Origin of the sequence: Rhizobium sp. Nf11,1 (genome assembly GCF_050587665.1) — a bacterium.
In the GTDB taxonomy this organism is placed as follows: domain Bacteria; phylum Pseudomonadota; class Alphaproteobacteria; order Rhizobiales; family Rhizobiaceae; genus Rhizobium.
On sequence record NZ_JBOBHU010000003.1, the window covers coordinates 109,698 to 132,348 of the forward strand.

At 60.3% G+C, this 22,651-nt stretch carries 27 protein-coding genes and 3 tRNA genes; 15 read left to right on the top strand and 15 right to left on the bottom strand.

Annotated elements, in window-relative coordinates; all coding sequences use genetic code 11:
* Nucleotides 1–6: 6 nt before the first annotated feature.
* The 15 genes from nuoK to ACQ7C1_RS06115 form a co-directional block, all read right to left on the bottom strand.
* Nucleotides 7–315 (bottom strand): NADH-quinone oxidoreductase subunit NuoK, encoded by a 309-nt coding sequence (gene nuoK, locus ACQ7C1_RS06045; protein ID WP_010066755.1) that lies wholly within the window; start codon nucleotides 313–315, stop codon nucleotides 7–9.
* Between the two features lie 23 nt (nucleotides 316–338).
* Entirely contained in the window at nucleotides 339–953 is a 615-nt protein-coding gene (locus tag ACQ7C1_RS06050) for an NADH-quinone oxidoreductase subunit J (RefSeq protein ID WP_183699702.1), read from the bottom strand.
* Between the two features lie 140 nt (nucleotides 954–1,093).
* On the bottom strand, nucleotides 1,094–1,585 hold the full coding sequence (gene nuoI, locus ACQ7C1_RS06055) for an NADH-quinone oxidoreductase subunit NuoI (protein ID WP_430957649.1): 492 nt from the start codon (nucleotides 1,583–1,585) through the stop codon (nucleotides 1,094–1,096).
* Between the two features lie 40 nt (nucleotides 1,586–1,625).
* A complete protein-coding gene (gene nuoH / locus ACQ7C1_RS06060; protein ID WP_064801830.1) occupies nucleotides 1,626–2,669 on the bottom strand; it encodes an NADH-quinone oxidoreductase subunit NuoH in 1,044 nt (347 codons plus the stop codon).
* Nucleotides 2,670–2,681: 12 nt separating this feature from the next.
* Nucleotides 2,682–4,763 carry an NADH-quinone oxidoreductase subunit NuoG gene (gene nuoG, locus ACQ7C1_RS06065; protein ID WP_430957650.1) on the bottom strand — a complete coding sequence of 694 codons (2,082 nt, stop codon included), beginning with the start codon at nucleotides 4,761–4,763 and terminating at the stop codon, nucleotides 2,682–2,684.
* A 221-nt stretch (nucleotides 4,764–4,984) separates the two neighbouring features.
* Nucleotides 4,985–5,668: a 5' DNA nuclease gene (locus ACQ7C1_RS06070; protein ID WP_430957651.1), complete on the bottom strand. Its 684-nt coding sequence runs from the start codon at nucleotides 5,666–5,668 to the stop codon at nucleotides 4,985–4,987.
* A gap of 2 nt (nucleotides 5,669–5,670) precedes the next feature.
* Nucleotides 5,671–6,975, bottom strand: coding sequence for an NADH-quinone oxidoreductase subunit NuoF (gene nuoF / locus ACQ7C1_RS06075; protein ID WP_064801825.1), 1,305 nt, complete (start codon nucleotides 6,973–6,975; stop codon nucleotides 5,671–5,673).
* A gap of 10 nt (nucleotides 6,976–6,985) precedes the next feature.
* Nucleotides 6,986–8,149: an NADH-quinone oxidoreductase subunit E gene (locus ACQ7C1_RS06080; RefSeq protein ID WP_430957652.1), complete on the bottom strand. Its 1,164-nt coding sequence runs from the start codon at nucleotides 8,147–8,149 to the stop codon at nucleotides 6,986–6,988.
* Between the two features lie 16 nt (nucleotides 8,150–8,165).
* Entirely contained in the window at nucleotides 8,166–8,438 is a 273-nt protein-coding gene (locus ACQ7C1_RS06085) for a hypothetical protein (protein ID WP_085777776.1), read from the bottom strand.
* On the bottom strand, nucleotides 8,438–9,628 hold the full coding sequence (locus ACQ7C1_RS06090; RefSeq protein ID WP_097598371.1) for an NADH-quinone oxidoreductase subunit D: 1,191 nt from the start codon (nucleotides 9,626–9,628) through the stop codon (nucleotides 8,438–8,440). The genes ACQ7C1_RS06085 and ACQ7C1_RS06090 overlap by 1 nt, the downstream gene beginning before the upstream one ends.
* Before the next feature lie 66 nt (nucleotides 9,629–9,694).
* Complete coding sequence (locus ACQ7C1_RS06095; protein ID WP_097598372.1) at nucleotides 9,695–10,297, bottom strand: NADH-quinone oxidoreductase subunit C; 603 nt, start codon at nucleotides 10,295–10,297, stop codon at nucleotides 9,695–9,697.
* Between the two features lie 18 nt (nucleotides 10,298–10,315).
* Complete coding sequence (locus ACQ7C1_RS06100; RefSeq protein ID WP_064801815.1) at nucleotides 10,316–10,900, bottom strand: NuoB/complex I 20 kDa subunit family protein; 585 nt, start codon at nucleotides 10,898–10,900, stop codon at nucleotides 10,316–10,318.
* Nucleotides 10,891–11,256 (bottom strand): NADH-quinone oxidoreductase subunit A, encoded by a 366-nt coding sequence (locus ACQ7C1_RS06105; RefSeq protein WP_010055493.1) that lies wholly within the window; start codon nucleotides 11,254–11,256, stop codon nucleotides 10,891–10,893. The genes ACQ7C1_RS06100 and ACQ7C1_RS06105 overlap by 10 nt, the downstream gene beginning before the upstream one ends.
* A gap of 247 nt (nucleotides 11,257–11,503) precedes the next feature.
* Nucleotides 11,504–11,580: transfer RNA gene (locus tag ACQ7C1_RS06110), tRNA-Asp, on the bottom strand.
* A 51-nt stretch (nucleotides 11,581–11,631) separates the two neighbouring features.
* Nucleotides 11,632–11,708: transfer RNA gene (locus tag ACQ7C1_RS06115), tRNA-Asp, on the bottom strand.
* A 412-nt stretch (nucleotides 11,709–12,120) separates the two neighbouring features.
* Here ACQ7C1_RS06115 and ACQ7C1_RS06120 point away from each other — a divergent pair.
* The 15 genes from ACQ7C1_RS06120 (at nucleotide 12,121) to ACQ7C1_RS06190 (ending at nucleotide 22,641) form a co-directional block, all read left to right on the top strand.
* Nucleotides 12,121–12,196 (top strand) — tRNA-Val (locus tag ACQ7C1_RS06120).
* Nucleotides 12,197–12,287: 91 nt separating this feature from the next.
* Nucleotides 12,288–13,877 carry an integrase gene (locus tag ACQ7C1_RS06125; protein ID WP_430957653.1) on the top strand — a complete coding sequence of 530 codons (1,590 nt, stop codon included), beginning with the start codon at nucleotides 12,288–12,290 and terminating at the stop codon, nucleotides 13,875–13,877.
* A gap of 341 nt (nucleotides 13,878–14,218) precedes the next feature.
* Nucleotides 14,219–15,442: a phage portal protein gene (locus tag ACQ7C1_RS06130; RefSeq protein ID WP_430957654.1), complete on the top strand. Its 1,224-nt coding sequence runs from the start codon at nucleotides 14,219–14,221 to the stop codon at nucleotides 15,440–15,442.
* Nucleotides 15,439–15,858: a gene transfer agent family protein gene (locus ACQ7C1_RS06135; protein WP_430957655.1), complete on the top strand. Its 420-nt coding sequence runs from the start codon at nucleotides 15,439–15,441 to the stop codon at nucleotides 15,856–15,858. Before ACQ7C1_RS06130 ends, ACQ7C1_RS06135 begins: the two co-directional genes overlap by 4 nt.
* Entirely contained in the window at nucleotides 15,855–17,390 is a 1,536-nt protein-coding gene (locus tag ACQ7C1_RS06140) for a phage major capsid protein (protein ID WP_430957656.1), read from the top strand. Before ACQ7C1_RS06135 ends, ACQ7C1_RS06140 begins: the two co-directional genes overlap by 4 nt.
* 34 nt (nucleotides 17,391–17,424) lie before the next feature.
* A complete protein-coding gene (locus ACQ7C1_RS06145; RefSeq protein ID WP_430957657.1) occupies nucleotides 17,425–18,021 on the top strand; it encodes a hypothetical protein in 597 nt (198 codons plus the stop codon).
* The gene (locus ACQ7C1_RS06150) at nucleotides 18,018–18,371 is read left to right on the top strand and encodes an HNH endonuclease (RefSeq protein WP_430957658.1); all 354 of its coding nucleotides are present in this window, start codon (nucleotides 18,018–18,020) and stop codon (nucleotides 18,369–18,371) included. Before ACQ7C1_RS06145 ends, ACQ7C1_RS06150 begins: the two co-directional genes overlap by 4 nt.
* Nucleotides 18,371–18,625 carry a hypothetical protein gene (locus ACQ7C1_RS06155; protein WP_430957660.1) on the top strand — a complete coding sequence of 85 codons (255 nt, stop codon included), beginning with the start codon at nucleotides 18,371–18,373 and terminating at the stop codon, nucleotides 18,623–18,625. Before ACQ7C1_RS06150 ends, ACQ7C1_RS06155 begins: the two co-directional genes overlap by 1 nt.
* A 3-nt stretch (nucleotides 18,626–18,628) precedes the next feature.
* Nucleotides 18,629–19,180 (top strand): hypothetical protein, encoded by a 552-nt coding sequence (locus tag ACQ7C1_RS06160; RefSeq protein WP_430957661.1) that lies wholly within the window; start codon nucleotides 18,629–18,631, stop codon nucleotides 19,178–19,180.
* The gene (locus tag ACQ7C1_RS06165; RefSeq protein WP_430957662.1) at nucleotides 19,177–19,479 is read left to right on the top strand and encodes a head-tail connector protein; all 303 of its coding nucleotides are present in this window, start codon (nucleotides 19,177–19,179) and stop codon (nucleotides 19,477–19,479) included. Before ACQ7C1_RS06160 ends, ACQ7C1_RS06165 begins: the two co-directional genes overlap by 4 nt.
* A 4-nt stretch (nucleotides 19,480–19,483) precedes the next feature.
* Nucleotides 19,484–19,885, top strand: coding sequence for an HK97-gp10 family putative phage morphogenesis protein (locus ACQ7C1_RS06170; RefSeq protein WP_430957663.1), 402 nt, complete (start codon nucleotides 19,484–19,486; stop codon nucleotides 19,883–19,885).
* On the top strand, nucleotides 19,882–20,301 hold the full coding sequence (locus tag ACQ7C1_RS06175) for a DUF3168 domain-containing protein (protein ID WP_430957664.1): 420 nt from the start codon (nucleotides 19,882–19,884) through the stop codon (nucleotides 20,299–20,301). Before ACQ7C1_RS06170 ends, ACQ7C1_RS06175 begins: the two co-directional genes overlap by 4 nt.
* Nucleotides 20,301–20,618, top strand: coding sequence for a phage head closure protein (locus ACQ7C1_RS06180; protein WP_430957665.1), 318 nt, complete (start codon nucleotides 20,301–20,303; stop codon nucleotides 20,616–20,618). Before ACQ7C1_RS06175 ends, ACQ7C1_RS06180 begins: the two co-directional genes overlap by 1 nt.
* Nucleotides 20,615–21,001, top strand: a complete 387-nt coding sequence (locus ACQ7C1_RS06185) for a P27 family phage terminase small subunit (protein WP_430957666.1) — start codon at nucleotides 20,615–20,617, stop codon at nucleotides 20,999–21,001. Before ACQ7C1_RS06180 ends, ACQ7C1_RS06185 begins: the two co-directional genes overlap by 4 nt.
* Nucleotides 21,001–22,641, top strand: coding sequence for a terminase large subunit (locus tag ACQ7C1_RS06190; RefSeq protein ID WP_430957667.1), 1,641 nt, complete (start codon nucleotides 21,001–21,003; stop codon nucleotides 22,639–22,641). The genes ACQ7C1_RS06185 and ACQ7C1_RS06190 overlap by 1 nt, the downstream gene beginning before the upstream one ends.
* Nucleotides 22,642–22,651 lie beyond the last annotated feature (10 nt).

Consider the following 22,651-nt stretch of genomic DNA (forward strand, 5'->3'; position numbering starts at 1 on the left):
AGCCACTCAGCCCTTCATCATATTGACGTCTTCGACCGCGATCGAGCCGCGGTTGCGGTAGAAGACAACGAGAATTGCAAGACCGATCGCCGCTTCGGCAGCCGCGACCGTCAGAATGAACAGCGCGAAGACCTGACCGACGATGTCGTTCAGGAAGTGAGAGAAGGCGACCATGTTGATGTTGACGGCAAGCAGGATCAGTTCGACCGACATAAGGATGACGATGACGTTCTTCCGGTTGAGGAAGATGCCGAAGACGCCGAGCGTGAAGAGGATGGCGCTGACCGTCAGGTAATGGGAAAGTCCGATGACCATGTTCTTTGTTCCTTGACCTGCCTTTAGGCGCCCTGCCCGGGCTTGACCGACACCACCTCGACGGCGGTGGCGGGCGTGCGGGCAACCTGCCTTGAGATATTCTGCCGCTTGATGTTGGTGCGATGCCTCAGCGTCAGCACGATCGCGCCGATCATGGCGACCAGCAGCACCAGGCCGGCAATCTGGAAGAAATAGACGTAGTTGGTGTAAAGCACGTCGCCGAGAGCGGCCGTATTCGTACGCTCGCTGAGCGCCGGGATCGGCATGGCGACTGACTTGGCGATATCAGGCGAGATGACACTGCCGCCGATCACGACGATCAACTCGGCCGCCAGGATGATCCCAATCAACCCGCCGATCGGCGCATATTCGAGCACGCCTGCCCTCAATTCGGTGAAGTCAATGTCGAGCATCATCACCACAAAGAGGAAGAGGACGGCGACGGCGCCGACATAAACGACGAGCAGGATCATCGCCAGGAACTCGGCGCCGAGCAGCAGGAACAGGCCGGCCGCGTTGAAGAACACCAGGATCAGGAACAGAACCGAGTGAACCGGGTTCTTCGCCCAGATGACCATGAACGCCGACGCCACAGCGACAAAGGCGAAAAGATAGAAAAATAGAGCCTGCAGACCCATGTTGGTGCCTTTTTCATCTTCCCCCGGGCAGCCGGGAGTTTCCCTGCCCGATGAAGCTTCGCGGCACTCGCCGACAAAGCTCCTGTACATATTGACCGCGACAGGAGCGAGCGGCTCCATCACAGCATTTCAGATATCAATCAGCGATACGGCGAGTCGATCGCGATGTTGCGGGCGATTTCACGCTCCCACCGGTCTCCGTTATCGAGAAGGCGCGCCTTGTCGAAATAGAGCTCTTCGCGGGTTTCCGTCGCAAATTCGAAATTCGGACCTTCGACGATCGCATCGACCGGGCAGGCTTCCTGGCAGAAGCCGCAATAGATGCACTTCACCATGTCGATGTCATAGCGCACCGTGCGGCGTGTGCCGTCGTTGCGGCGCGGACCGGCCTCGATGGTGATGGCCTGGGCAGGACAGATCGCCTCGCAGAGCTTGCAGGCGATGCAGCGTTCCTCGCCGTTCGGATAACGGCGCAGCGCGTGCTCGCCGCGGAATCGCGGGGAGACCGGGCCCTTTTCGAAGGGGTAATTGATCGTCGCCTTCTGGCGGAAGAAATAGCGCATCGACAGAAAGAACGCGCCGAAGAATTCCTTGAGGAACAGCGAGTTGATGGAGCTGGACAACCTTGCCATCTTCAACCTCCAATTTTGCCGGAAACGAGAGCAGGCATCATTACGCCCATCCCATCAGTTTCAGCACGAATGCAACGATAATCACCATAGCGAGCGACAGCGGGAGGAAGACTTTCCAGCCGAGACGCATGAGCTGGTCGTAGCGGTAGCGCGGGACGAAGGCTTTGACCATCGCGAACATGAAGAACACGAAGCATGCCTTCAGCATGAACCAGATGATGCCAGGGACCCAGTTGAGGATCCAGATATCGACCGGAGGCAGCCAGCCGCCGAGGAAGAGGATCGTCGTCAGCGAGCACATCAGGCAGACGGCGGCATATTCGCCTAGCATGAACATCATGTATGGCGAGGAGCCGTATTCGACCATGAAGCCGGCGACAAGTTCCGACTCCGCTTCCGGAAGGTCGAAAGGCGGGCGGTTCGTCTCGGCGAGCGCCGAGATAAAGAAGACGATGAACATCGGGAACAGCGACAGCCAGTGCCAGTCGAGGAACGAGGCCGGCAGGCCGAGCATGGTGCCGAGGCCATTGTGCTGCGCATTGACGATGTCGGTCAGGTTGAGCGAGCCGACGCAGAGCAGAACGGTGACGATGACGAAGCCGATCGAGACTTCATAGGACACCATCTGTGCGGCCGAGCGCAGCGCGCCGAGGAATGGGTATTTCGAATTCGAAGCCCAGCCGCCCATGATGATGCCGTAGACTTCGAGAGAGGAGATCGCGAAAATATAGAGGATGCCGACATTGATGTTGGCGATCACCCAGCCGTCGGCGAGCGGCACCACCGCCCAGGTCGACAGCGCCAGAAGCACCGTAACCAGCGGGGCCAGCAGGAACACCGCCTTGTTGGCGCCGGCCGGAATGATCGGCTCCTTGAAGACGAACTTCAGAAGGTCGGCAAAGGACTGGAACAGGCCGAAGGGACCGACGACGTTCGGACCGCGGCGCAGCTGCACCGCCGCCCAGATCTTGCGGTCGGCAAGCAGCACGTAAGCGATGAAGACGAGCAGGCAGACGAGAAGCAGCAGCGACTGACCGATCATGATGATCCCCGGCCAGACATAGGTTGAGAAGAAAGAATCCATGAGTTCCTGCCCTTACTCTGCCGCGACTTTGAAATTGTTGCGGGCCAATGCCGAGCACTCGGCCATGACAGCCGAGGCGCGCGCTATCGGGTTCGTCAAATAGAAGTCTTTGACCGGCGACGCAAACCCTGACTTGTTCATCTTGCCGGCTTTTTTCGCGACTGCGGCAATTTGGGCGCTATCGGTTTCGGCGATCTCGTCGATGGCGGCGAAATGCGGGAAAGCGGCATAGAGCCGGCCGCGCAGCTCGCTCAGCGAATCGAAGGGAAGCTTCTTGCCGAGCACGTCCGACAGGGCGCGAATGATCGCCCAGTCCTCGCGGGCATCACCCGGCGCAAAGCCTGCGCGGTAGCCCATCTGGACACGGCCTTCGGTATTGACCCAGGTGCCGGACTTTTCGGTATAGGCTGCGGCCGGCAGGATCACGTCGGCATGGTGGGCGCCATTATCGCCGTGCGAGCCGATATAGACGGTGAGCTTGGCCTTCTTGGCGGTGAAGTCGAGTTCGTCGGCGCCAAGCAGGAAGAGCACGTCCATTGCCGTCAGCATCTCGGCGGCGCTGACGCCCTTGGCACCGGGTACGAAGCCGAGGTCGAGTCCTCCGACGCGCGAAGCGGCAGTGTGGAGGACGGCAAAGCCGTTCCAGCCGTCGACGACCGCACCGACCGAACCGGCAAGCTTGGCGGCACTTGCGAGTACGCCGGCGCCATCGCTGCGCGACAGCGCGCCCTGGCCGATGATGATCATCGGCTTGGCGGCGTTCTTCAGGACGTCCGCGAAGGCATGAGCGCCGTCGACCAGATCCTTCAGTGTGTCGGGTCCGCCGCCGAGATAGTCATAGCTGTAACGCAGTTCACCGGGCTCGCCGATCACGCCGATCGGGAACTTGCCGCGGCGCCAGCGCTTGCGGATGCGGGCATTGAGGATAGCCGCCTCGAAACGTGGATTGGCGCCGATGATCAGCAGCGCGTCGGCCTGGTCGATGCCAGCAATTGTCGGGTTGAAAAGGTAGCTGGCGCGGCCGAGCGACGGATCGAGTGCCGTCCCATCCTGGCGACAGTCGAGATTGGCCGATCCCAGCGACTTCACCAGTTCGGAGAGCGCATACATTTCTTCGACGGAAGCGAGGTCGCCCGCGATCGCACCGATCTTGTCACCCGAGGTGGCGCTGACAGCAGCCTTGATGGCGCCGAAGGCTTCGGCCCAGCTCGCCGGCTGCAGGCGGCCGTCGCGGCGGACGTAAGGCCGGTCGAGGCGCTGCGTCTTCAAACCATCCCAGATGAAGCGGCTCTTGTCGGAAATCCACTCTTCGTTGATCGCCTCGTTGACACGCGGCAGGATGCGCATCACTTCACGGCCACGGGTGTCGACGCGGATCGCCGAACCGACGGCATCCATGACGTCGATCGACTCGGTCTTGTTCAATTCCCAGGGGCGCGCGGTGAAGGCGAAGGGCTTGGAGGTGAGCGCGCCGACCGGGCATAGGTCGACGACGTTGCCCTGCAGTTCTGAGGTCATCGCCTGTTCGAGATAGGTGGTGATCTCGGCATCCTCGCCGCGGCCGATCAGGCCGAGCTCGGAAATGCCGGCAACCTCAGTGGTGAAGCGGACACAGCGCGTGCAATGGATGCAGCGGTTCATCACCGTCTTGACGAGCGGGCCGATATACTTGTCCTCGACGGCGCGCTTGTCTTCCTGGTAGCGGGAGGTGTCGATGCCGAAGGCCATCGCCTGATCCTGCAGGTCGCATTCGCCGCCCTGGTCGCAGATCGGGCAATCGAGCGGATGGTTGATCAGCAGGAATTCCATCACGCCTTCGCGGGCCTTCTTGACCATCGGCGTGTTGGTGAAGACCTCGGGCAGTTCGCCATTCGGGCCGCCGCGGATGTCGCGCACGCTCATGGCGCAGGAAGCCTGCGGCTTCGGCGGGCCGCCCTTCACCTCGACAAGGCACATGCGGCAGTTGCCGGCAACCGACAGGCGTTCGTGGAAGCAGAAGCGCGGAACTTCGGCGCCGGCATCCTCACACGCCTGCAATAGCGTGAAATGATCCGGAACTTCGATCTCGTTGCCGTCAATCTTCAGTTTTGCCATCGTCGCTCAGTCCTGTTTCCCGTTTGCCTGAAGGCGGCAAACAAACCTGTTTTGCAACATTCTCTTTGCCGAGCCGGATCTTTCGTCCTGCTGGCAGCCGATGTCGCCCAAATTGTCTGTCGCGCGTTCCAGACGCGGAACCCGCACCGGCAGCTGCAGCGTGAGGCCCCGCCCCTGCGCCGATCCGCCCTATCTCCGGCCGGTTTGCACGGCCGGACAGTTCATTTCCTTCTGCGGCCCCGCCCGGCCAGAACCTTCGCCTGCCCAATCCAGTCATCACGCGCGATGCGGCCGCTAAGGCCGAGCTCGGCGTCGAGCCGGGCGATATCCTCGTCGGTCCAGGCGGCAATATCGGCGAAGCCGCGAATGCCTTTGGTGTTCAACACCTGCTCCAGCTTCGGGCCGATGCCGGCGATCAGCTTGAGATCGTCGGCCTTTGCAGTCCGCTGAGCGGCTTTTGCATTCACAGCCGGCTTTGGCCGGCTCGCCGGCACCGGTTCGGCAGCCGGCTTGACGACTGTCAGCCTCGGCCCAGCCTTCCGCTCGACCGTAGGATTGTCGGCCGCTGGCTTGCTGAAAGCCTTGACGGCCGGGCGGATATTTTCCGGGCGGATATCGACTGCGGGCGCCGGTTCGTCGGGCGGCGTGTCATCAAGGGCTGCGGCGAGTTTGCCCGTCGTTTCCAGAGCGCCCTGGAAGGCTCCGAAAAAGGCGCTCGCCATCTGCGTCGAGAGGCCGAAACCGATTGCCGTTGCGGCGGCAAAGGCTGCGGCAGGGTGCGCCATCAGCGGATGCACAGGCATTGCCTGCGCGTTTTCCAGCATCTCGGCGGCAAGACGGCCGAAGCCGGCCGCGAAATCAGCGGTCTCTTCCTTCTTCCCACTCTTGGATGCCTTGTCCGTCATGATTACTCAGCCGCCTCCAAAACCGCCCCGTGGTCGAGCGCACTTGCCGTATACTGGTCGATGCGCTTTTCGATCTCGGGGCGGAAGTTACGGATCAGGCCCTGCACCGGCCATGCGGCGGCGTCGCCGAGCGCACAGATGGTGTGGCCTTCGATTTGCTTCGTCACCTGGAACAGCATGTCGATTTCGCGCTTCTGGGCATTGCCCTTGGCCATGCGCTCCATCACGCGCCACATCCAGCCAGTGCCTTCGCGGCAGGGCGTGCACTGGCCACAGCTCTCATGCTTGAAGAACGCGGAGATGCGGGCAATCGCCTTGATGACGTCGGTGGACTTGTCCATGACGATCGCGGCGGCCGTGCCGAAGGAGGAGCCGACACCGCGCAGGCCGTCGAAATCCATCGGGCAATCGATGATGTCCTTGGCCGGAACGATCGGGCAGGATGCGCCGCCCGGAATGACGGCGAGCAGGTTGTCCCAGCCGCCGCGGATGCCGCCCGCGTGGCGGTCGACTAGTTCGCGGAATGTGATGCCCATTTCCTCTTCGACGGTGCACGGCTTATTGACGTGGCCGGAGAGCATGAACAGCTTGGTGCCGACATTGTTCGGACGGCCGATAGACGAGAACCAGCCGGCGCCGCGGCGCAGGATCGTCGGCGCGACAGCGATCGATTCGACGTTGTTGACGGTCGTCGGGCAGCCGTAGAGACCCATATTGGCGGGGAACGGCGGCTTGAGCCGCGGCTGGCCCTTCTTGCCCTCGAGGCTCTCGAGCAGCGCGGTTTCCTCACCGCAGATATAGGCGCCGGCGCCGTGATGGACAAAGATGTCCATGTCCCAGCCGAGCTTGTTGTTCTTGCCAAGCAGGCCGTAATCATAACATTCGTCGATTGCAGCCTGCAGCGCTTCACGCTCGCGGATATATTCGCCGCGCACATAGATATAGGCGGTATTGGCGCCCATGGCGAAGCTCGCGACGACGCAGCCTTCGATCAGCGTGTGCGGATCGTGGCGCATGATGTCGCGGTCCTTGCAGGTGCCGGGCTCCGATTCGTCGGCATTGACGACCAGGTAATGCGGGCGGCCGTCGCTTTCCTTCGGCATGAAGGACCATTTGAGACCCGTGGGGAAGCCGGCGCCGCCGCGGCCGCGAAGGCCAGAGGCCTTCATCTCGTTGATGATCCAATCGCGGCCCTTTTCGAGGATCTGCTTGGTGCCATCCCAATGGCCGCGGCTCATCGCGCCCTTCAGGGACTTGTCCTTGAGGCCGTAGATGTTGGTAAAGATGCGGTCTTTATCTTGTAACATGCTTCACCTCTTACCGCGGCTTCTTGCCGAAGACCTTGATATATTCCGCTTCGCCGCCCTTGGCGAGCGCCTTGGCCTGCTTGACCCAGTCGTCACGCTCGATGCGGCCGCGGAAATTCAGGTAGCCATCGACCCATTCGCGCTCGGCCTTCTTCCAGCCTGCGACCTGCGAGAAGGTGAAGATGCCGATTTCATTCAATGTCGCCTCGATCTTCGGACCGACGCCGGAGATCATCTTCAGGTCATCCGGTGCGGCGGGCTTTTCGATGCCGGCTGGACGGTTCTTGTCGGCCAGGCTGGGCTTGGCCGCCGGAGCGGTTTCGGCCTTGGCCGCAGCAAGCGCCGGCTCGGCAGGCGCCGTGCCGGAAACCGGCTGCTGCGCGGCTGCCTTGGCATTCTTCGCTGCTGCCTTCGGCGCCGTCGCCGGCGTCTTCAAGGCGGCATTGGTCTCGGCATCGGTGCTCTTTGGGCGGCCAGCCTCGGAGGGCGGGACCGGCGCGCCGTCGACCGGCGCCGACACGGTTTCGGTATCGGCCTTCTTGGCGCGTGTCCTTGCCTTCGGCTCTTCCGTCGTCAGCGAGGTCGGGCCGCCTTCAGGTGCTGAGAATATCCGGTCGATCTGCGTGCCCGGCTTGATGCTCGCGCCATTGCCGGCGGCAAAGGTGTCGATGATCTCTTCGAGGCGCTCCGGCGTCAGGTCTTCGTAAGTGTCCTTGCCGATCATCACCATCGGGGCGTTGACGCAGGCGCCAAGACATTCGACTTCTTCCCAGGAGAGCGTGCCTTCGGCATTGCGCTCGAAGGGGTGCGCGTGGATCTTGCTCTTGCAGACCGACATCAGCGCTTCCGAGCCGCGCAGCATGCAGGGCGTCGTGCCGCAGACCTGGACATGGGCGCGCGTGCCGACAGGATGTAACTGGAACTGCGTATAGAAGGTCGCGACCTCGAGCACTCTGATATAGGCCATGTCGAGCATGTCGGCGATCTTTTCGATCGCCGCGCGCGTGACCCAGCCGTCCTGTTCCTGCGCCCGCATCAGCAGCGGAATGACCGCCGACTGCTGGCGGCCGGCGGGGTATTTCTGGATCGTCTTGTCCGCCCAGACCGCATTTTCATCGCTGAAGGCGAATGCGGCAGGCTGAAATTGATCTTCGGCTAATCGACGAACGGACATTCTTCCTCACGCCTTGTCAGTTTAGGGTTCCACACCGCGAAGCGGTCAAAGACTGCATTTCGCAGGCATAGGCCGACTGGTCTTTCTGCATAAATACGACGAATTTGCTGCCATTCGGAATGGCGGCCTTGATCTGATAGCCCTTGGACAAAAGCTCGCCCATGGACGATTGCTGCCCCGGCGGCGTCACTTCCTTATGACCCAGCGGCGTGCCGAGGGTGTCGGCCTCCTGGGCCGAAACCCCGGATGCCGCAAGAAGAATTGCGACGGCCAGCGGCAGAAGCTGCATCAGCGGTCCACCTCGCCGAAGACGATATCGAGCGAGCCAAGGACAGCAGCGACGTCGGCGAGCTGATGGCCGCGGCACATGAAGTCCATCGCCTGCAGATGGGCGTAACCCGGAGCGCGGATCTTGCAGCGATACGGCTTGTTCGAGCCGTCGGAGACGAGATAGACGCCGAACTCGCCCTTCGGCGCCTCGACGGCGGCATAAACCTCGCCGGCAGGCACGTGGTAGCCTTCGGTGTAGAGCTTGAAATGGTGGATCAGCGCCTCCATCGAGCGCTTCATCTCGCCACGCTTCGGCGGCACGACCTTGCCGTCGATCGACGAGAAAGGACCGGTCTTCGCATCCGAGAGCAGGCGATTGACGCACTGCTTCATGATGCGGACCGATTGGCGCATCTCGATCATGCGGATCAGGTAGCGGTCGTAATTGTCGCCGTTCTTGCCGATCGGGATGTCGAATTCGAGATCGGAATAACATTCGTAAGGCTGGGCGCGACGCAGGTCCCAGGCAGCGCCCGAACCGCGCACCATGACGCCGGAGAAGCCCCAGGCCCAGCAATCTTCCAGAGAGACGACGCCGATGTCGACGTTGCGCTGCTTGAAGATACGGTTGCCGGTCAAAAGGTCGTCGATGTCGTCGAGCGCCTTCAGGAACGGATCGCACCAGTCGCCGATGTCCTGCACGAGCTTTTCCGGCAGATCCTGGTGGACGCCGCCCGGACGGAAATAAGCCGCATGCATGCGCGAGCCGCTGGCGCGTTCATAGAACACCATCAGCTTTTCACGCTCTTCGAAGCCCCAGAGCGGCGGTGTCAGCGCGCCGACGTCCATGGCCTGCGTCGTAACGTTCAAGAGATGTGAGAGGATGCGGCCAATTTCCGAGTAGAGAACGCGGATCAGCTGACCACGGATCGGGATCTGGATACCGAGCAGCTTTTCCACGGCCAGCGCATAGGCATGCTCCTGGTTCATTGGCGCGACATAGTCGAGGCGATCGAAATAGGGCACCGCCTGAAGATAGGTCTTGGTCTCGATCAGCTTCTCGGTGCCGCGATGAAGCAAGCCGATATGCGGATCGACCCGCTCCACAATTTCGCCGTCAAGCTCCAGGACAAGACGAAGAACGCCGTGCGCCGCCGGATGCTGCGGTCCGAAATTGATGTTGAAGTTGCGGACGTTATGTTCTGTCATGGCGATCGGGCTCGCGTTCTCAGATAGTCGGTGAAAGGCGGGCGCAATCCCACCAGCCGCCTTGAATTATTGCTTCGCTTTTTCATCACCCGGCAGCACGTATTCGGTGCCTTCCCAGGGCGACATAAAGTCAAAGTTTCGGAATTCCTGCTTGAGTTCCACCGGCTCGTAAACGACGCGCTTCGCGGCGTCGTCATAACGAACTTCGACGAAACCAGTGGTCGGGAAGTCCTTGCGCAAAGGATGACCTTCGAAACCATAGTCGGTCAGGATGCGGCGCAGGTCCGGATGGCCGGTGAAGAGCACACCGTACATGTCCCAAGTCTCACGCTCGAACCAGTCGGCGCCGGGATAGATGGGGCAAGCAGACGGAACCGGCGTATCCTCGTCGGTCGCGACCTTGACGCGGATGCGCAGGTTCTTCTTCGGCGACAGCAGATGATAGACGACGTCGAAACGCAGTTCGCGCTGCGGCCAGTCGACGCCGCAAATGTCGATCAGGTTGACGAAACCGCACTTGGCGTCGTCACGCAGGAAGGTCAGGAGCGGGATCAGGTTTTCACCCGTCGCCGTCAGCGTCAGCTCGCCGTACTTCATCTGCGAGGCGACGATCAGGTTGCCGCGCGCTTCGCCAAGATAGGAGGCAAGCTCAGTCAGGGCTTCACTCATATGCCTTGTCCTTAACCCTTAGCGTTCGATCGTGCCGGTGCGCCGGATCTTCTTCTGCAGCAGAAGCACGCCGTAAAGCAGTGCCTCCGCCGTGGGGGGACAGCCCGGCACGTAAATATCGATCGGCACGACACGGTCGCAGCCGCGAACAACCGAATAGGAATAGTGATAGTAGCCGCCACCATTAGCACAGGAGCCCATCGAGATGACATAGCGCGGCTCAGGCATCTGGTCGTAAACCTTGCGCAGAGCCGGCGCCATCTTGTTAGTCAGCGTGCCGGCGACGATCATCACGTCGGACTGGCGCGGCGAAGCGCGCGGCGCAAAACCAAAGCGCTCGACGTCATAACGCGGCATGGAGAGCTGCATCATTTCGACAGCGCAACAGGCAAGACCAAAGGTCATCCACATCAGCGAGCCGGTACGGGCCCAGTTGATCAACTCGTCCGTCGAGGTGACGAGGAAACCCTTGTCGGCGAGTTCGTTGTTGATCTCGCCGAAAAATGCGTCGTTGCTGCCGATCGGCTTGCCGGTCGACGGATCGATGATCCCCTTCGGCTGCGGCGCGACGAGCGGCTGGTTGCTCACAGGGGTCACTCCCATTCCAGGGCTCCCTTCTTCCATTCATAGATAAAGCCGATGGTCAGCACGAGGAGGAAGACCATCATGGACCAGAAGCCGAACCAGCCGATGGCGCCGAAGGAAACGGCCCAGGGGAAGAGGAAGGCAACCTCGAGGTCGAAGATGATGAAGAGGATCGACACGAGGTAGAAGCGGATGTCGAACTTCATGCGGGCGTCGTCGAAAGCGTTGAAACCGCATTCGTAAGCCGAGAGCTTTTCCGAATCGGGCGCTTTGAAAGCCACGGCGAACGGCGCAATGAGCAGCGCCAGGCCGATAACGAGCGCAATGGCGATGAAGATAGCGATCGGAATATAGGAACTGAGCAGTTCAGTCATCATGTTCATCCTTGCTTGCCGGAGGCGCCAGGCGGCGCATTTGGGCAATTGCCCGACAAGCGAACGTGCGTTGCAACAAGCCGTGGTTAGCGCAGCCGACGCCGCGGCGCAAGACTTTTACAGAGGCAATTCGACGCGCCGCGGGCGGACATTATCAAGCAGATGCAACGATGTCGCGACAAATCCGCAGAAGTCGATTCAAGCTGCATGCCTGACCCCTGGAAACTGCATGGCTTTCGGAAGAGAATGGCGCGAGTGACGGGGCTCGAACCCGCGACCTCCGGCGTGACAGGCCGGCACTCTAACCGACTGAGCTACACCCGCGCATGACGGACGGAAGAGCCGGACGGCGGCGACTGAACGCCTGCTTTGAAATGGCGCGAGTGACGGGGCTCGAACCCGCGACCTCCGGCGTGACAGGCCGGCACTCTAACCGACTGAGCTACACCCGCACTTCATTTCAAGCAATCCGGATGCCTTCGCACCCTCACCAAAACGGCTGGCCGTTTCGATGAGCGGCTAACTACGGGGTTCGCCTTTTAGTGTCAAGCAGGTTTGGAGACAAAACCATGACAGTCGTTGAATTGTTTCGGCAAAGCCGCTGCAGGAAGAACGGAAAGCCGGCAATTCCAACCTCCGCAGCCGTAGCGAGGCACGATCGGAGCCGACAGCGCAGGCAAAATGCATAAGCCCGCGGCTCCCCCTCCCCTTTATCCACAGGCCGACCGAGCCCGTTCGGCAGCGCAGACGAGCAGACCACCGCCAAAAAAATCAAAAATTCTTCACAAACACTCTTGCGGTTTTGCCGCGATCCGCATAGATCACGGCCACCAACGCAGCAGGCCGATCGGCTTCGCCAGCGATGGGCGATTAGCTCAGTTGGTAGAGCGCCTCGTTTACACCGAGGATGTCGGGAGTTCGAGTCTCTCATCGCCCACCATTCTATCTCATTGAAATCGCTGGAAGCCCTTGCGTTATAAAGGCTTTCCCCCATATTGACGTCACAAACTGCGTCACAAAATGGGTTTCGAATGGCTGGCAAACTCCGGCACTGGAAAGAGCGCAACGGGCGATACTCCGCGCGCGTCGTCATCCCGCCTTATCTCCGCCCCTACCTCGACGACAAAGCCGAACTAGAGATTCAGCTAGGCGGCGACCGGCGAGCAGCCATTCGCAATCATGCCGCAGCCGTCGCCTCTATCCAGAGGCAAATCGGTATCGCCCGGCAGAAGCATGACGCCGCGACCGGCCAGCAGCCGAAGGCGCCGGCATATCCGCTCACAGCACAGCAGATCGCCCTTCGCGATTACCACAGCCAAATCGACTTTGACGCGGAGCTACGGGCGAACGATTCCCGCTATGCTCAGTTCGGCGTTGACCCCGACGAGGCGCAGCGGTTCCGCGACGGCTTCGCGGGCAAGCTTTCCGATGACGAACTAGAGGAACTTGTCGGTGCTCGCCTCGCTCGTGCCCGATTGGCCGGGAACACCGATGCCGTGAAGGGCACCGATAAATGGCGAGCGCTGGCGCAGGCGCTATGCGTGGCCTCCTATGAGGCCATGGCTCGTGAGGACGAAAGAAACGAAGGTGACTTCGCCGGCAAGCCGACTCACCCGCTGCTTGCTGAAGCCCCGCCGATATATAATGACGAACCCGACCCCATCACCTTCGACAATATAATAGACGACGAAGTTAAGCGCCGGGCTCGCGGGAAGAACGCGAAGCCTCTGCCCGCCCTCACCGTGAAAAAATATCGCGATCATTGCGCGGCTTTTGGCAAGTGGCGAAAGAGCAAGAACGCGCTCACCGTTACCGCCGCAGAGGGCAAGGGCTGGATCGAATCATTGCAGGACGCGGGCGAACTCGGCAACCGCACGGTAAAAGCCATGCTCCAGAACGTCCGGACGGTCATGAATTGGGGACGCCAGAACGACCCCGCAAATTTCTTCCCCTCTGGCAATCCACTTAACGGCATCAAGGCCCCGGACTACACAACCCTCCCCTCTTATCTCCGCGCTTTCACGATGGACGAAGCGAAACTCGTGCTGACTACAGCTCGGAGGGAGGAAAAGCCTATGTTCCGGTGGATACCGTGGCTATGCGCCTATTCCGGCATGCGGGTTAGCGAGGCCGGAAGCCTCCGCAAGGAAGACTTCTTCGAAGTCAATGGCCGGTGGTTCTGGAAAGTGACCACGGTCGGGAACCGCTCCCTGAAGACGGCCAGCAGTGAGCGCCGAATTCCAGTTCACAAAGCTCTAGCCGATGAAGGCTTGATTGATTTTGTGAATGCGGCGAAGCCAGGCCGATTGTTTAGGGGCGATACAAAGGATTCCGTTCTAGTCCAGCCCCGAATCAGCACATGGGTTCGCGGCATCATTCCGTTTGAAGAACGCCCTGAACTCTCCCCTAATCACGGCTGGCGTCACTTGTTCGAAGACCTGTGCCGCCGCGACCACGTGCCGGAAGACGCTCGCAACTATATTACCGGGCGAACAGATGGTGGCTCGCAGGAGCAATATGGGCGCAGCGAGGTGATGCTTCCCGGTCTGGCCGCTGCCATGGACCAGATTCACGCAATCCCCACTGTCCACAACTATGGGCACACAAGGCCAACTTCTTAATTTTGCGTAAAATTCATCGTTGATCTTGCCATTTGATCCTGTCTTGATGTGCGGGCCGGATCGATGGGAGACAGCGGCTAGGTGCTCGCAACACCGTAACCACTGTCTCGCACATAGTGCCGTTTCGGCATGGCGACCCCTGCCTTGAGCGGGGCCAACTTGAGAGCAGCCATCGGGCTCTCATTTTTATCATACCGTATCATTTGCTCCCATCAACACCTTTAACAACTTTGTAGGGTGTCACGCTTTTATTCCTATTATAGGAAAATTTTCCTATTTTGGGATTCACAAGTGAATCCTAATGTGAGATTCTCTCCTCAAGTTAATCGAGGACCGATTGCATGAGTTTCGCCGGAATTGTTTCAAACGCAAAGAAGGCGTTCGGCTTTCGGGTGGAACAGAAGGCGTATTCCCTCAACAGTCCTGAATTCACCGACTTAATCGGCACCCGCCCTATTTACTCTGGCGTGAACATCGGCGGACAGACGGCGCTTTATGTTCCGGCTGTTCTCCAGGCTATCCGGTTGATCTCTGAAACTATCGGCTCTCTTCCCTGCAAGGTCTATCGGGAAACCGCAGAAGGTAAGGAAGCGGCTAAGGATCATTCAGCCTACCGCATCGTCCACAAGCGGGCGAACGAGTGGACCGGCGCGGGCGACCTCCGCACCCGCCTGACCGCCGACGCCTTAATTCACGGCAACGGCTATGCTCGTGTCGTGCGCTTCGAAGACGGACGCCTTTTCGAGCTTCACCGGCTGAAGCCTTCAAAGGTGACGCTTCTTGAGGATGACGTGACTGGCGCACCGGTCTATCGCGTGTCGGAAAGGTCGGGCACCCGCGATTATCCCCATACCGAAATCCTTCATATCCCGTCGTTCCTTGGAACCTCGCCGATCTCGTTCGGCAAGGAAGGAATCGGCCTAGCGGTAATCCTTGAGCGCCACGGCGCGCAGTTCTTCGGTTCCGGCGCACGTCCGTCCATCGTCATCAAAACGAGGATCGCCGACAACGACGCGGGCGCAAACAAGTGGAAGAACATCCGCGCCGACTTCCGGCGCTGGCGCAGTGACCCTTCAGAACCGTTGATCCTTCCGCCTGAAACGGAAGTAGATCAGCCTGCCATGACCTCGACCGATGCACAGTTCCTTGAGCATCGACTTGAACAGGTCCGCGAGATTGCGCGCATCTTCGGCGTCCCGCCGACCATGCTTTTCGAACTGACGCGCGGAACGTGGTCGAACACGGAACAGATGGGCGCGCAATTCCTTCAGCTCTGCCTTCGCCCTTGGCTTGATCACTGGCAGGACGCCTATACGACCGTCCTTCTCAGCGAGGACGAACAGGACGACCATTATTTCGAATTCGTCGTGGACGATCTCATGCGCGCGGATGCGGCAAGCCGCACCGCAAACATGACCGCCCTTGTGACGAACCGGATCATGACCCCGAACGAAGTTCGGGCGATCCTGAACCTTCAGCCGCTTGCGGGCGGCGATGAACTTATCAATCCGCACACGACCAGCAACGCCGCGCCGGTTCCGGCCCCGGCGAAGGAACCCGCATGACCGAACACCGCGCCTTCTTCGGCGACAGCGAAAAGATTTTCGCCTTCCCGACCCGCGAACTTATCGAAGAACTTGAGCAGAAGACCGGCCAGCCGATCGGCGGGCTCTTTCGCCGGTTCCAGAACCATGAATTTTCTTTCTCTGACCTGACCGAAGTTATCCGCCTTGGCCTTGTCGGTGGTGGCGCTTCACCCGCAGACGCCGATCGCCTTGTGAAGGTCTATTCCATTGCTCGACCGCTGACCGAAAGCTTCCTTGTCGCGCTCGGTATCGTCACGGCGCTGTTTCTTGGCGCTGAAGAGTCTTCTGACGACGACGATGATTTCGGCTTTCCCCAGGACGAGAAGCAACAGGCTGCAGCTACCGGCGATCTCGCCGCAGCAATCACCGCCGCCTATCGAGATGTTGCCGAATGAGCGAACGCCTCGAATTCAAGGCCGCACTCACGGTTGACGAAGCCGGCACCATCACCGGCATTGCATGGCCGTTCGGTTCCCCGGATCGCGTCGGCGACGTGATCGAAAAGGGTGCGTTTGCCTCGCCGGAAGTCCTGCCGATGCTGTTCGCCCACGATCAGGGGCAGGTTGTCGGCGTTTGGGACCAGATCGAAGAAACGCCGGATGGGCTCGCCGTCAAGGGCCGTTTGCTCGTGGACGACGTTGAACGCGCCCGCGAAGTCCGCGCCATGATCCGCAACAAAGCCGTGTCCGGCCTGTCTATCGGCTTCCGCACCAAGGCGGCTAAGCCCCGCCAACGCGGGCGCACGATTACCGCCCTCGACCTTCACGAAATCTCAGTCGTCGCCGTTCCCAGCCATCCCGGCGCGCAAATCACGTCAGTAAAGGCCGCCGATGGCACGGCAGATCAGAAGGAAATCATCTTGGAAAATGAAGCAGAACTCGAAATGAAGAACGATCCGGTTGTGACGCCGGAAGAACTTGCCGAAATCAAGGCTCTCCGCGGCGACGTGGACAAGCTGAAGGCGAAGCTCAATCGTCCGACCGCCGCGAACAACAACCATCCGGCAGCGGCCAACGATAACGAGCTGAAGGCGCTCGACACCGAACTGAAGCGCACCCTTCTGGAACAGAAGGCGCTCACGATCTCGCTTCCGGGCACGGGCGGCAATCTCGTCAATGACACGCTCATGACGCAGATTTTGGAGAAGCTCGGCAAGAGCAACCCCATTCGCCAGCTCGCCAACTCTATCCAGCTCGACACTGGCCTTCTGAAGATTCCGCGACTTCTGGACGGCATTGCGCCGGGCAGCGTCACGGAAACTGCAACGAAGCCCGAAAGCACGCCGACCTTCGAACAGATCAGCATCGAACCGTTCATGATGGGCGCGCAGGTGCTGGTTTCGCGCTCGCAGCTCGAAGACAGCGCCGTCAATCTCGTCTCGTGGATCTCAAGCCATATCGCGAACAAGTTCGGCGAACTTGAGTCGGCATGGTTCGTGAAAGGCAACGGCACCACCCAGGCCGAAGGCGTCATGACCTCGACCGAAGTGCAGGAAATCACGTCCGGCGCAACCGAGCTGAAGCTGGATGACCTGCTTGACCTTCTATATTCGGTCAAGGCCAGCTACGCCAACGCCGGCGCATGGGTTATGAACCGCAAGACCGCGCGTATTATTCGCGGCATGAAGGACAGCGATGGCAACCTGATTTGGGAGCGCAGCCTTCAGGCAGGTGAGCCGGGGCGCATCCTCGGCCAGCCGGTCTACATGGCCGACGACATGCCGGACCCGGCAGCCGGGAACGCGCCGATCATCTTCGGCGACTTCTATCGCGGCTATCTGATCACCGACCGCATCGCGTTCGAACCGTCCGTTGATTACGCCAAGTTTTCCGAAAATGACCTCGTGCAGTTCGTCGGCCGTCGCCGCGTCGGCGGCAAGGTCGTCATGGGCGAAGCCCTGACGAAGCTGAAGCTGAAGGCCGCCTAAAGTCATGAATCCTCAGCGCCCCGCATATGAGGAAGTGACGATAACGCACGGTGGCAGCACCGTGGCGCTTCGCCCTACTTTGCGGGCCGCCGCTACTCTTGAGGCACGTCACGGCTTCCCGGCGCTGTTCCGGGCGTTTGACGACCTCAATCTGACGATCATTTCCGACGTCATCTTGACTGCCTGCCGCTCCGGTCATGATGCAGCGGCTTTCTTGTCCTCTCTCTCAGGAAAGCCGCTCTTCCCCTTCTTCATGACCGTGCGTCAGCCGCTCGCCGACCTCGTGACCATGTTCATGCCCGCGCCCGACCCGAAGGCCCAGCCCTCGACCGGCACCGGAAAGCCTATGCCGTGGTTCGAAGTATTCGCAACCCTCTATGACAGCGCGACCGGTTGGCTTGACTGGACGCCTGAAACCACCTGGAACGCGACCCCTACCGAAATCACCCGCGCCATGTCCGCGCACTTCGACCGCCTCGTGACGACGGGCGTTCTCGTGGGGGACAAGGCGAACGTAAAGGCACCTGACCTCGAACAGGCCGCGCGCAACGAAGCCATTGGCCTTGACCCCGAATTTGACCGCGCCGGACTTCGCGCCCTGAAGGCCAAGATTGCTGGAGCCTGCGCATGAGCTTGCCACCCCGCATCTGCTCTTGTGGAAACGTCGTGCCTTCTGGCGAACTTTGCGCCTGCCAGAAGAAGGCCCGGCAGGAACGTGGTGCTCGTCATGACGCCCGCCGCCCTTCAGCCCGTGCGCGCGGCTATAACCACGAATGGCGGAAGGCACGCGCTGAATATCTCGCCACGCACCCGCATTGCCGGGAGTGCAGCAATCACGGCGTCACCCGTCTTGCGACGGTCGTGGATCACATCATCCCGCACCGTGGCGACAAGAATCTCTTTTGGCACCGCGCCAATTGGCAACCGCTTTGCGCGCCCTGTCACAACTCAATCAAGCAGCGCTTGGAAAGGAACCTCTAATGCGAAAGATCACCCTTCAGCCGGGCGTTTGGACTGAGGTTCAAGCCGCTCGCCTCATTCAGTCGAAGTCTAGCCAGTCGGGCGTTCGTATTCACTACAGCTCCTACGATGATCCCGCGCCGGAACCCGACACCGACCTTTATTTCTTCACTCAGGAATTCGACCTGAAGCCCTTTGCGGTTCCGACTGACACGATCGTTCGCATTCACCTTATGCCCGATGAAGACATGCCGGTTGACGTGGTGACGTTCTAACCCATGACGCCCGCCGAACGCGCCCGCCAGATCGATAAGGAAGAATTCGCCGCCGAATGCGCAGCCATCCGGCAGCGTGCCTATGATTGGCTTGCATCGCAGCGCCCTTCGAATCCGAAGGACATGACGCGTGGCCTTGCGCGCTTATACGAAGCCTGTGGTGAAGAGCACACCTTGAGGGAGTGGAGCGAAATCACCGGCATTTCAATCACTACCCTCAATACCCGGATCAACGTCTTTAACTGGCCGGTTGAACGGGCCGTCACGGAAACGATTGGACACTTCGGACGGCGCGGCAAGGAATACACCATCAATGGCGTGACGCGCAGCGTGTCACAGTGGGCGAAGCTCGCGGGCATCTCTGGCTCAGTGGCTTACACCCGGATCACCAGCGGGTGGCCCATCGAAGCGGCCTTGACCCTTCCAAAGGGTAGCACTCGCCCGACCAGTGACACACCGGGGGTGCCTTCCAACTTTCCGTCTTCAGAGGGGACCGGCGCAGGGAGCACCGCACAAGAGAGCCCGAATATAACTTTTTCAGGAAATGACGTATGACCGCAGTATCGATTGAACTCGCTAAGGCCCACATGAAAGTGGATGATCCCGCGCAGGATGAGCTTATTTCCCTGTATCTTGAGGCCGCAGAGAAGTGGTGCGGGAATTACATCGGCAAGCCGATTACCGATCTCAACCCCGTTCCGGCAGACGTGAAAATCGCGATTTTGAAGCTCATTTCCTTCTATTTTGAGGTGCGTAGCTTCGCAACTTTCGGTCTTTCCGTCGATTTGGCACCGCAGGGCGTGACCTCGATCCTCGATAGCTACCGAGAAAAGTGGTTCACCGATGGCGAGTAACGGCTTGAAAGAGACGCTCGCCGCAATGGAGCGCGTGAAGCTGGCCGCGAAACAAGCGGCCATGAAGCAGCTTATCAAGAGCGCGAACAGCGTTGCCGACGTGCAGAGGCAGCTTGCTCCGGAAGATACCGGCGCACTCGCCGACAGCATCGCCGTGACGCTGCCCGGTCACACGACCCCGCCTTATTCGCAGCCGGGCGGTTCCCGCGTGGTTGGTGAAAATCAGGTCGTCATCACCGCTGGCAACGCGCACGTTCGGTATGCCCATCTTGTCGAACATGGAACCTCGCAGGCTGAAGCGCAGCCGTTCTTTTTCCCCGGCTACCGCCTGTCATCCGACAGGGTGAAGCGCTCGGTTGCCAGCGCATACGGCCGCGCCGCTCGCAAGGAGTGGAACCGCAAGTGATTGAACCGACCTTAGCCCTTCAGACCGCCATCCGCAGTCGGCTTATTGGCAGGCCGGAAGTGATGGCTTTGCTTAAAGACGATTCCACGTGTGTCCGTTCCGGCAGCACCCGGCCCGACAAGACCCCGTGTATCATCATGAGCGACGGCAACACCGCGTTGCACGGTCGCGACTACACCGCCCAGCGCGCGGCATGGGTTTACCTCGACCTTCATATCTGGATCCTGGACGCAGGACAGGACGCAGTAAAGGAAATAGCGGGCACGGTTATCGCAGCCCTCGACAAGCCCCTGAATTTTGAGGGGTGCGACTGCGACCATTTCCGCGTCACGCGCTCGACCTTTCCGCGCGACCCTGACCCCGCTTATGGGCACGGCGTCCTGTCCGTCGAAGCCTTCATTCGGTGGATTGTCTGATGCTCAACATCGGAAATATGGATCGCCGCATCACCATTGAACGCGAAACCGAGACCGTGAAGCCGTCCGGCAGTGTCGTTAAGGCGTGGGTGCCCGTGGCAACTATATGGGCCGAAGTCCTTCGGCAGACGGTGAGCGAATTCTTCACCGGCTACGGCGAGGCCGAAACCGGCACCGTGATTTTCCGCGTCCGTTATCGGCCTGGCATCACGACCGCCGACCGCGTGACTTATGACGGCATGGCCTACGGCATCAAGGAAATCAAGGAACTCGGCAGGCGTGACGCCCTCGAACTTCGCGGCGAGGCCCTGAAGTGACGCATAATCGCGGCGTTAAGCCGCCCATCTCACGCGATAGCAACGCCCTGACGAAGGCACCGGCAGCGCCGAAACACCTTTCGATGTATGCGCGCGCCGAATGGAAGCGGATTATGCCCGGCCTCATTGAACGCGGCATTATCACTCGTGGCGATCTCGGCGGCATCGAAGATTTGTGCATGGCGCGCGGCTTCGCCCGAGAAGTTGAAGATGCCCGGCGCGCGGCACCGATGGATAAGGTTTTGTTCGGGATGCAGAACCGCGCTTTGCAGACGGCCCGGCAGCTTGCCGCGGAATATGGGCTTTCCCCCACGTCGCGCGCCCGTGTTGGCAGCGCGGCGACCGACGATGACGACAGCGATAACCCGCTCATGGTGCACTGATGAGCAAGAGCGCCTTTCCGGCATGGGTTTTCGACAACAGCCCCATTGATGATCCGCTCGGCTACGGCGATCGTGCAGTGCGTTTCCTTCGTGCCTTGCGTCACCCGGCCAGCACCGCGCCGAAGCACGCATTCCAGCTTTACACCCCGTTTGAACGCATGACACAGCGCATCTATGGCCCGCGCAACCCGGACGGCACCCGCGTTGTGAAAAAGGTTTTTCTCATGCTCGGTCGTGGTAATCGTAAGACCAGCCATGCCGCCGCATGGTCGCTATTGCACCTGCTTGGCCCTGAAGCAGTCCCGGCCGGACAGGTGATCTTTGCCGCTTGCGACCGCGAACAGGCCGGCATAGGCTTCCGCGAGGCCGCGAACATCGTTCGCATGGATCGCCGGCTTGTCGCCGCGACGAAGATCAACGACGCCTTCAATTCCGCCAAGCAGATTTTGAACCGGCGGAACGGCGCGACCCTGAAGGCGATTTCCAGCGACGGTAAGGCGCAGCACGGCACCACGCCGAACTTCATTCTTGTTGACGAAATCCACCAGTGGAAGGGCCGCGATCTTTGGGAAGCCCTCGATTCCGGCACGACGAAGGTTGCCGACCCGCTCACCATCATCTGCACCACGGCAGGACGTGGACAGGATAACCTCGGTTTCGAACAGTATGATTATGCCTTCAAGGTCGCAACCGGCGCACACGACGACCCGACCGTGTTGCCGATCCTGTTCCAGCTCGAACCCGGTGACGACTGGCGCGACGAAGAGACATGGCCGAAGGCGAACCCCGGCCTGCCTTACGGTTTCCCCAACATCGTCGGCTTGCGGAATAAGTTGAAGGAAGCGGAGAATAGCCCGCCTGCCCGTTACCAGTTCCAGCAGTTGAACCTGAATATCTGGCAGGCCGCTTCCCGCGATCCGCTCTTCGATATGGCCGTCTATGACGCCGGGCGCGATCCGAACTTCGACCTTGCCGATCTTGAGGGCTTGCCTTGCTGGCTTGGCGTGGACTTGTCACGCTCCGGTGACTTGACGGCTATCGTGGCCGCATTTCGTCATGAGGATGGCCGGATTTCGCTTCACCCGTGGTTCTTCCTGCCGTCCGAAGGCTTGGAAGAAAAGGCAAAGGTCGAACAGGTCCCCTACCCCAGGTGGCGCGACGATGGCTTGTTGAACGTGATTGACGGGCCGGTGATAGAACCCGACGTGATCGCTGATCGGATCGTCGACCTTTGCGGCACCTATGACGTGAAGGAAGTCATTTTCGATCCCTCGCTCGCTGGGCCTCTCATGGCGAAGCTTATAGATTACGGCATCAACGTGCTTCAGCTTCCGCAGACGGCTAAGCATATGCACGGCCCGATTTGCGACCTCGAGCGCGTGGTGAATGGTCGTCGCATTCGGCACGGCGCGCACCCGATCCTTCGCAATCATTTCGAAAGCGTCGTGGTGAAGCGCGCAACCAGCGCAAGCGAATTGACCACGATGCACAAGGGCACCCGCCACAGCAACCATATCGACGGCGCTATCGCGTCTGCGCTCGCCGTCTTCCGGGCCGCAGCGAACGATAACCAGCGCTCAATTCATGACCGCCCGCCCGAAGATTACGATCGGCTTTTTGACGAAGCCGAAGCAGCATAAGGATTTCCCG

What these genes read in the sequence shown, in the direction of transcription:
- ACQ7C1_RS06105 (WP_010055493.1), bottom strand. Translation starts at nt 11,256, where the DNA reads ATGACTGAACTGCTCAGTTCCTATATTCCGATCGCTATCTTCATCGCC.
- ACQ7C1_RS06080 (WP_430957652.1), bottom strand. Translation starts at nt 8,149, where the DNA reads ATGTCCGTTCGTCGATTAGCCGAAGATCAATTTCAGCCTGCCGCATTC.
- ACQ7C1_RS06150 (WP_430957658.1), top strand. Translation starts at nt 18,018, where the DNA reads ATGAGCTTGCCACCCCGCATCTGCTCTTGTGGAAACGTCGTGCCTTCT.
- ACQ7C1_RS06160 (WP_430957661.1), top strand. Translation starts at nt 18,629, where the DNA reads ATGACGCCCGCCGAACGCGCCCGCCAGATCGATAAGGAAGAATTCGCC.
- ACQ7C1_RS06095 (WP_097598372.1), bottom strand. Translation starts at nt 10,297, where the DNA reads ATGAGTGAAGCCCTGACTGAGCTTGCCTCCTATCTTGGCGAAGCGCGC.
- nuoI (WP_430957649.1), bottom strand. Translation starts at nt 1,585, where the DNA reads ATGGCAAGGTTGTCCAGCTCCATCAACTCGCTGTTCCTCAAGGAATTC.
- ACQ7C1_RS06155 (WP_430957660.1), top strand. Translation starts at nt 18,371, where the DNA reads ATGCGAAAGATCACCCTTCAGCCGGGCGTTTGGACTGAGGTTCAAGCC.
- ACQ7C1_RS06130 (WP_430957654.1), top strand. Translation starts at nt 14,219, where the DNA reads ATGAGTTTCGCCGGAATTGTTTCAAACGCAAAGAAGGCGTTCGGCTTT.
- ACQ7C1_RS06090 (WP_097598371.1), bottom strand. Translation starts at nt 9,628, where the DNA reads ATGACAGAACATAACGTCCGCAACTTCAACATCAATTTCGGACCGCAG.
- nuoF (WP_064801825.1), bottom strand. Translation starts at nt 6,975, where the DNA reads ATGTTACAAGATAAAGACCGCATCTTTACCAACATCTACGGCCTCAAG.
- nuoG (WP_430957650.1), bottom strand. Translation starts at nt 4,763, where the DNA reads ATGGCAAAACTGAAGATTGACGGCAACGAGATCGAAGTTCCGGATCAT.
- ACQ7C1_RS06070 (WP_430957651.1), bottom strand. Translation starts at nt 5,668, where the DNA reads ATGACGGACAAGGCATCCAAGAGTGGGAAGAAGGAAGAGACCGCTGAT.
- ACQ7C1_RS06190 (WP_430957667.1), top strand. Translation starts at nt 21,001, where the DNA reads ATGAGCAAGAGCGCCTTTCCGGCATGGGTTTTCGACAACAGCCCCATT.
- nuoK (WP_010066755.1), bottom strand. Translation starts at nt 315, where the DNA reads ATGGTCATCGGACTTTCCCATTACCTGACGGTCAGCGCCATCCTCTTC.
- ACQ7C1_RS06100 (WP_064801815.1), bottom strand. Translation starts at nt 10,900, where the DNA reads ATGGGAGTGACCCCTGTGAGCAACCAGCCGCTCGTCGCGCCGCAGCCG.
- ACQ7C1_RS06165 (WP_430957662.1), top strand. Translation starts at nt 19,177, where the DNA reads ATGACCGCAGTATCGATTGAACTCGCTAAGGCCCACATGAAAGTGGAT.
- ACQ7C1_RS06140 (WP_430957656.1), top strand. Translation starts at nt 15,855, where the DNA reads ATGAGCGAACGCCTCGAATTCAAGGCCGCACTCACGGTTGACGAAGCC.
- nuoH (WP_064801830.1), bottom strand. Translation starts at nt 2,669, where the DNA reads ATGGATTCTTTCTTCTCAACCTATGTCTGGCCGGGGATCATCATGATC.
- ACQ7C1_RS06050 (WP_183699702.1), bottom strand. Translation starts at nt 953, where the DNA reads ATGGGTCTGCAGGCTCTATTTTTCTATCTTTTCGCCTTTGTCGCTGTG.
- ACQ7C1_RS06125 (WP_430957653.1), top strand. Translation starts at nt 12,288, where the DNA reads ATGGCTGGCAAACTCCGGCACTGGAAAGAGCGCAACGGGCGATACTCC.
- ACQ7C1_RS06135 (WP_430957655.1), top strand. Translation starts at nt 15,439, where the DNA reads ATGACCGAACACCGCGCCTTCTTCGGCGACAGCGAAAAGATTTTCGCC.
- ACQ7C1_RS06180 (WP_430957665.1), top strand. Translation starts at nt 20,301, where the DNA reads ATGCTCAACATCGGAAATATGGATCGCCGCATCACCATTGAACGCGAA.
- ACQ7C1_RS06085 (WP_085777776.1), bottom strand. Translation starts at nt 8,438, where the DNA reads ATGCAGCTTCTGCCGCTGGCCGTCGCAATTCTTCTTGCGGCATCCGGG.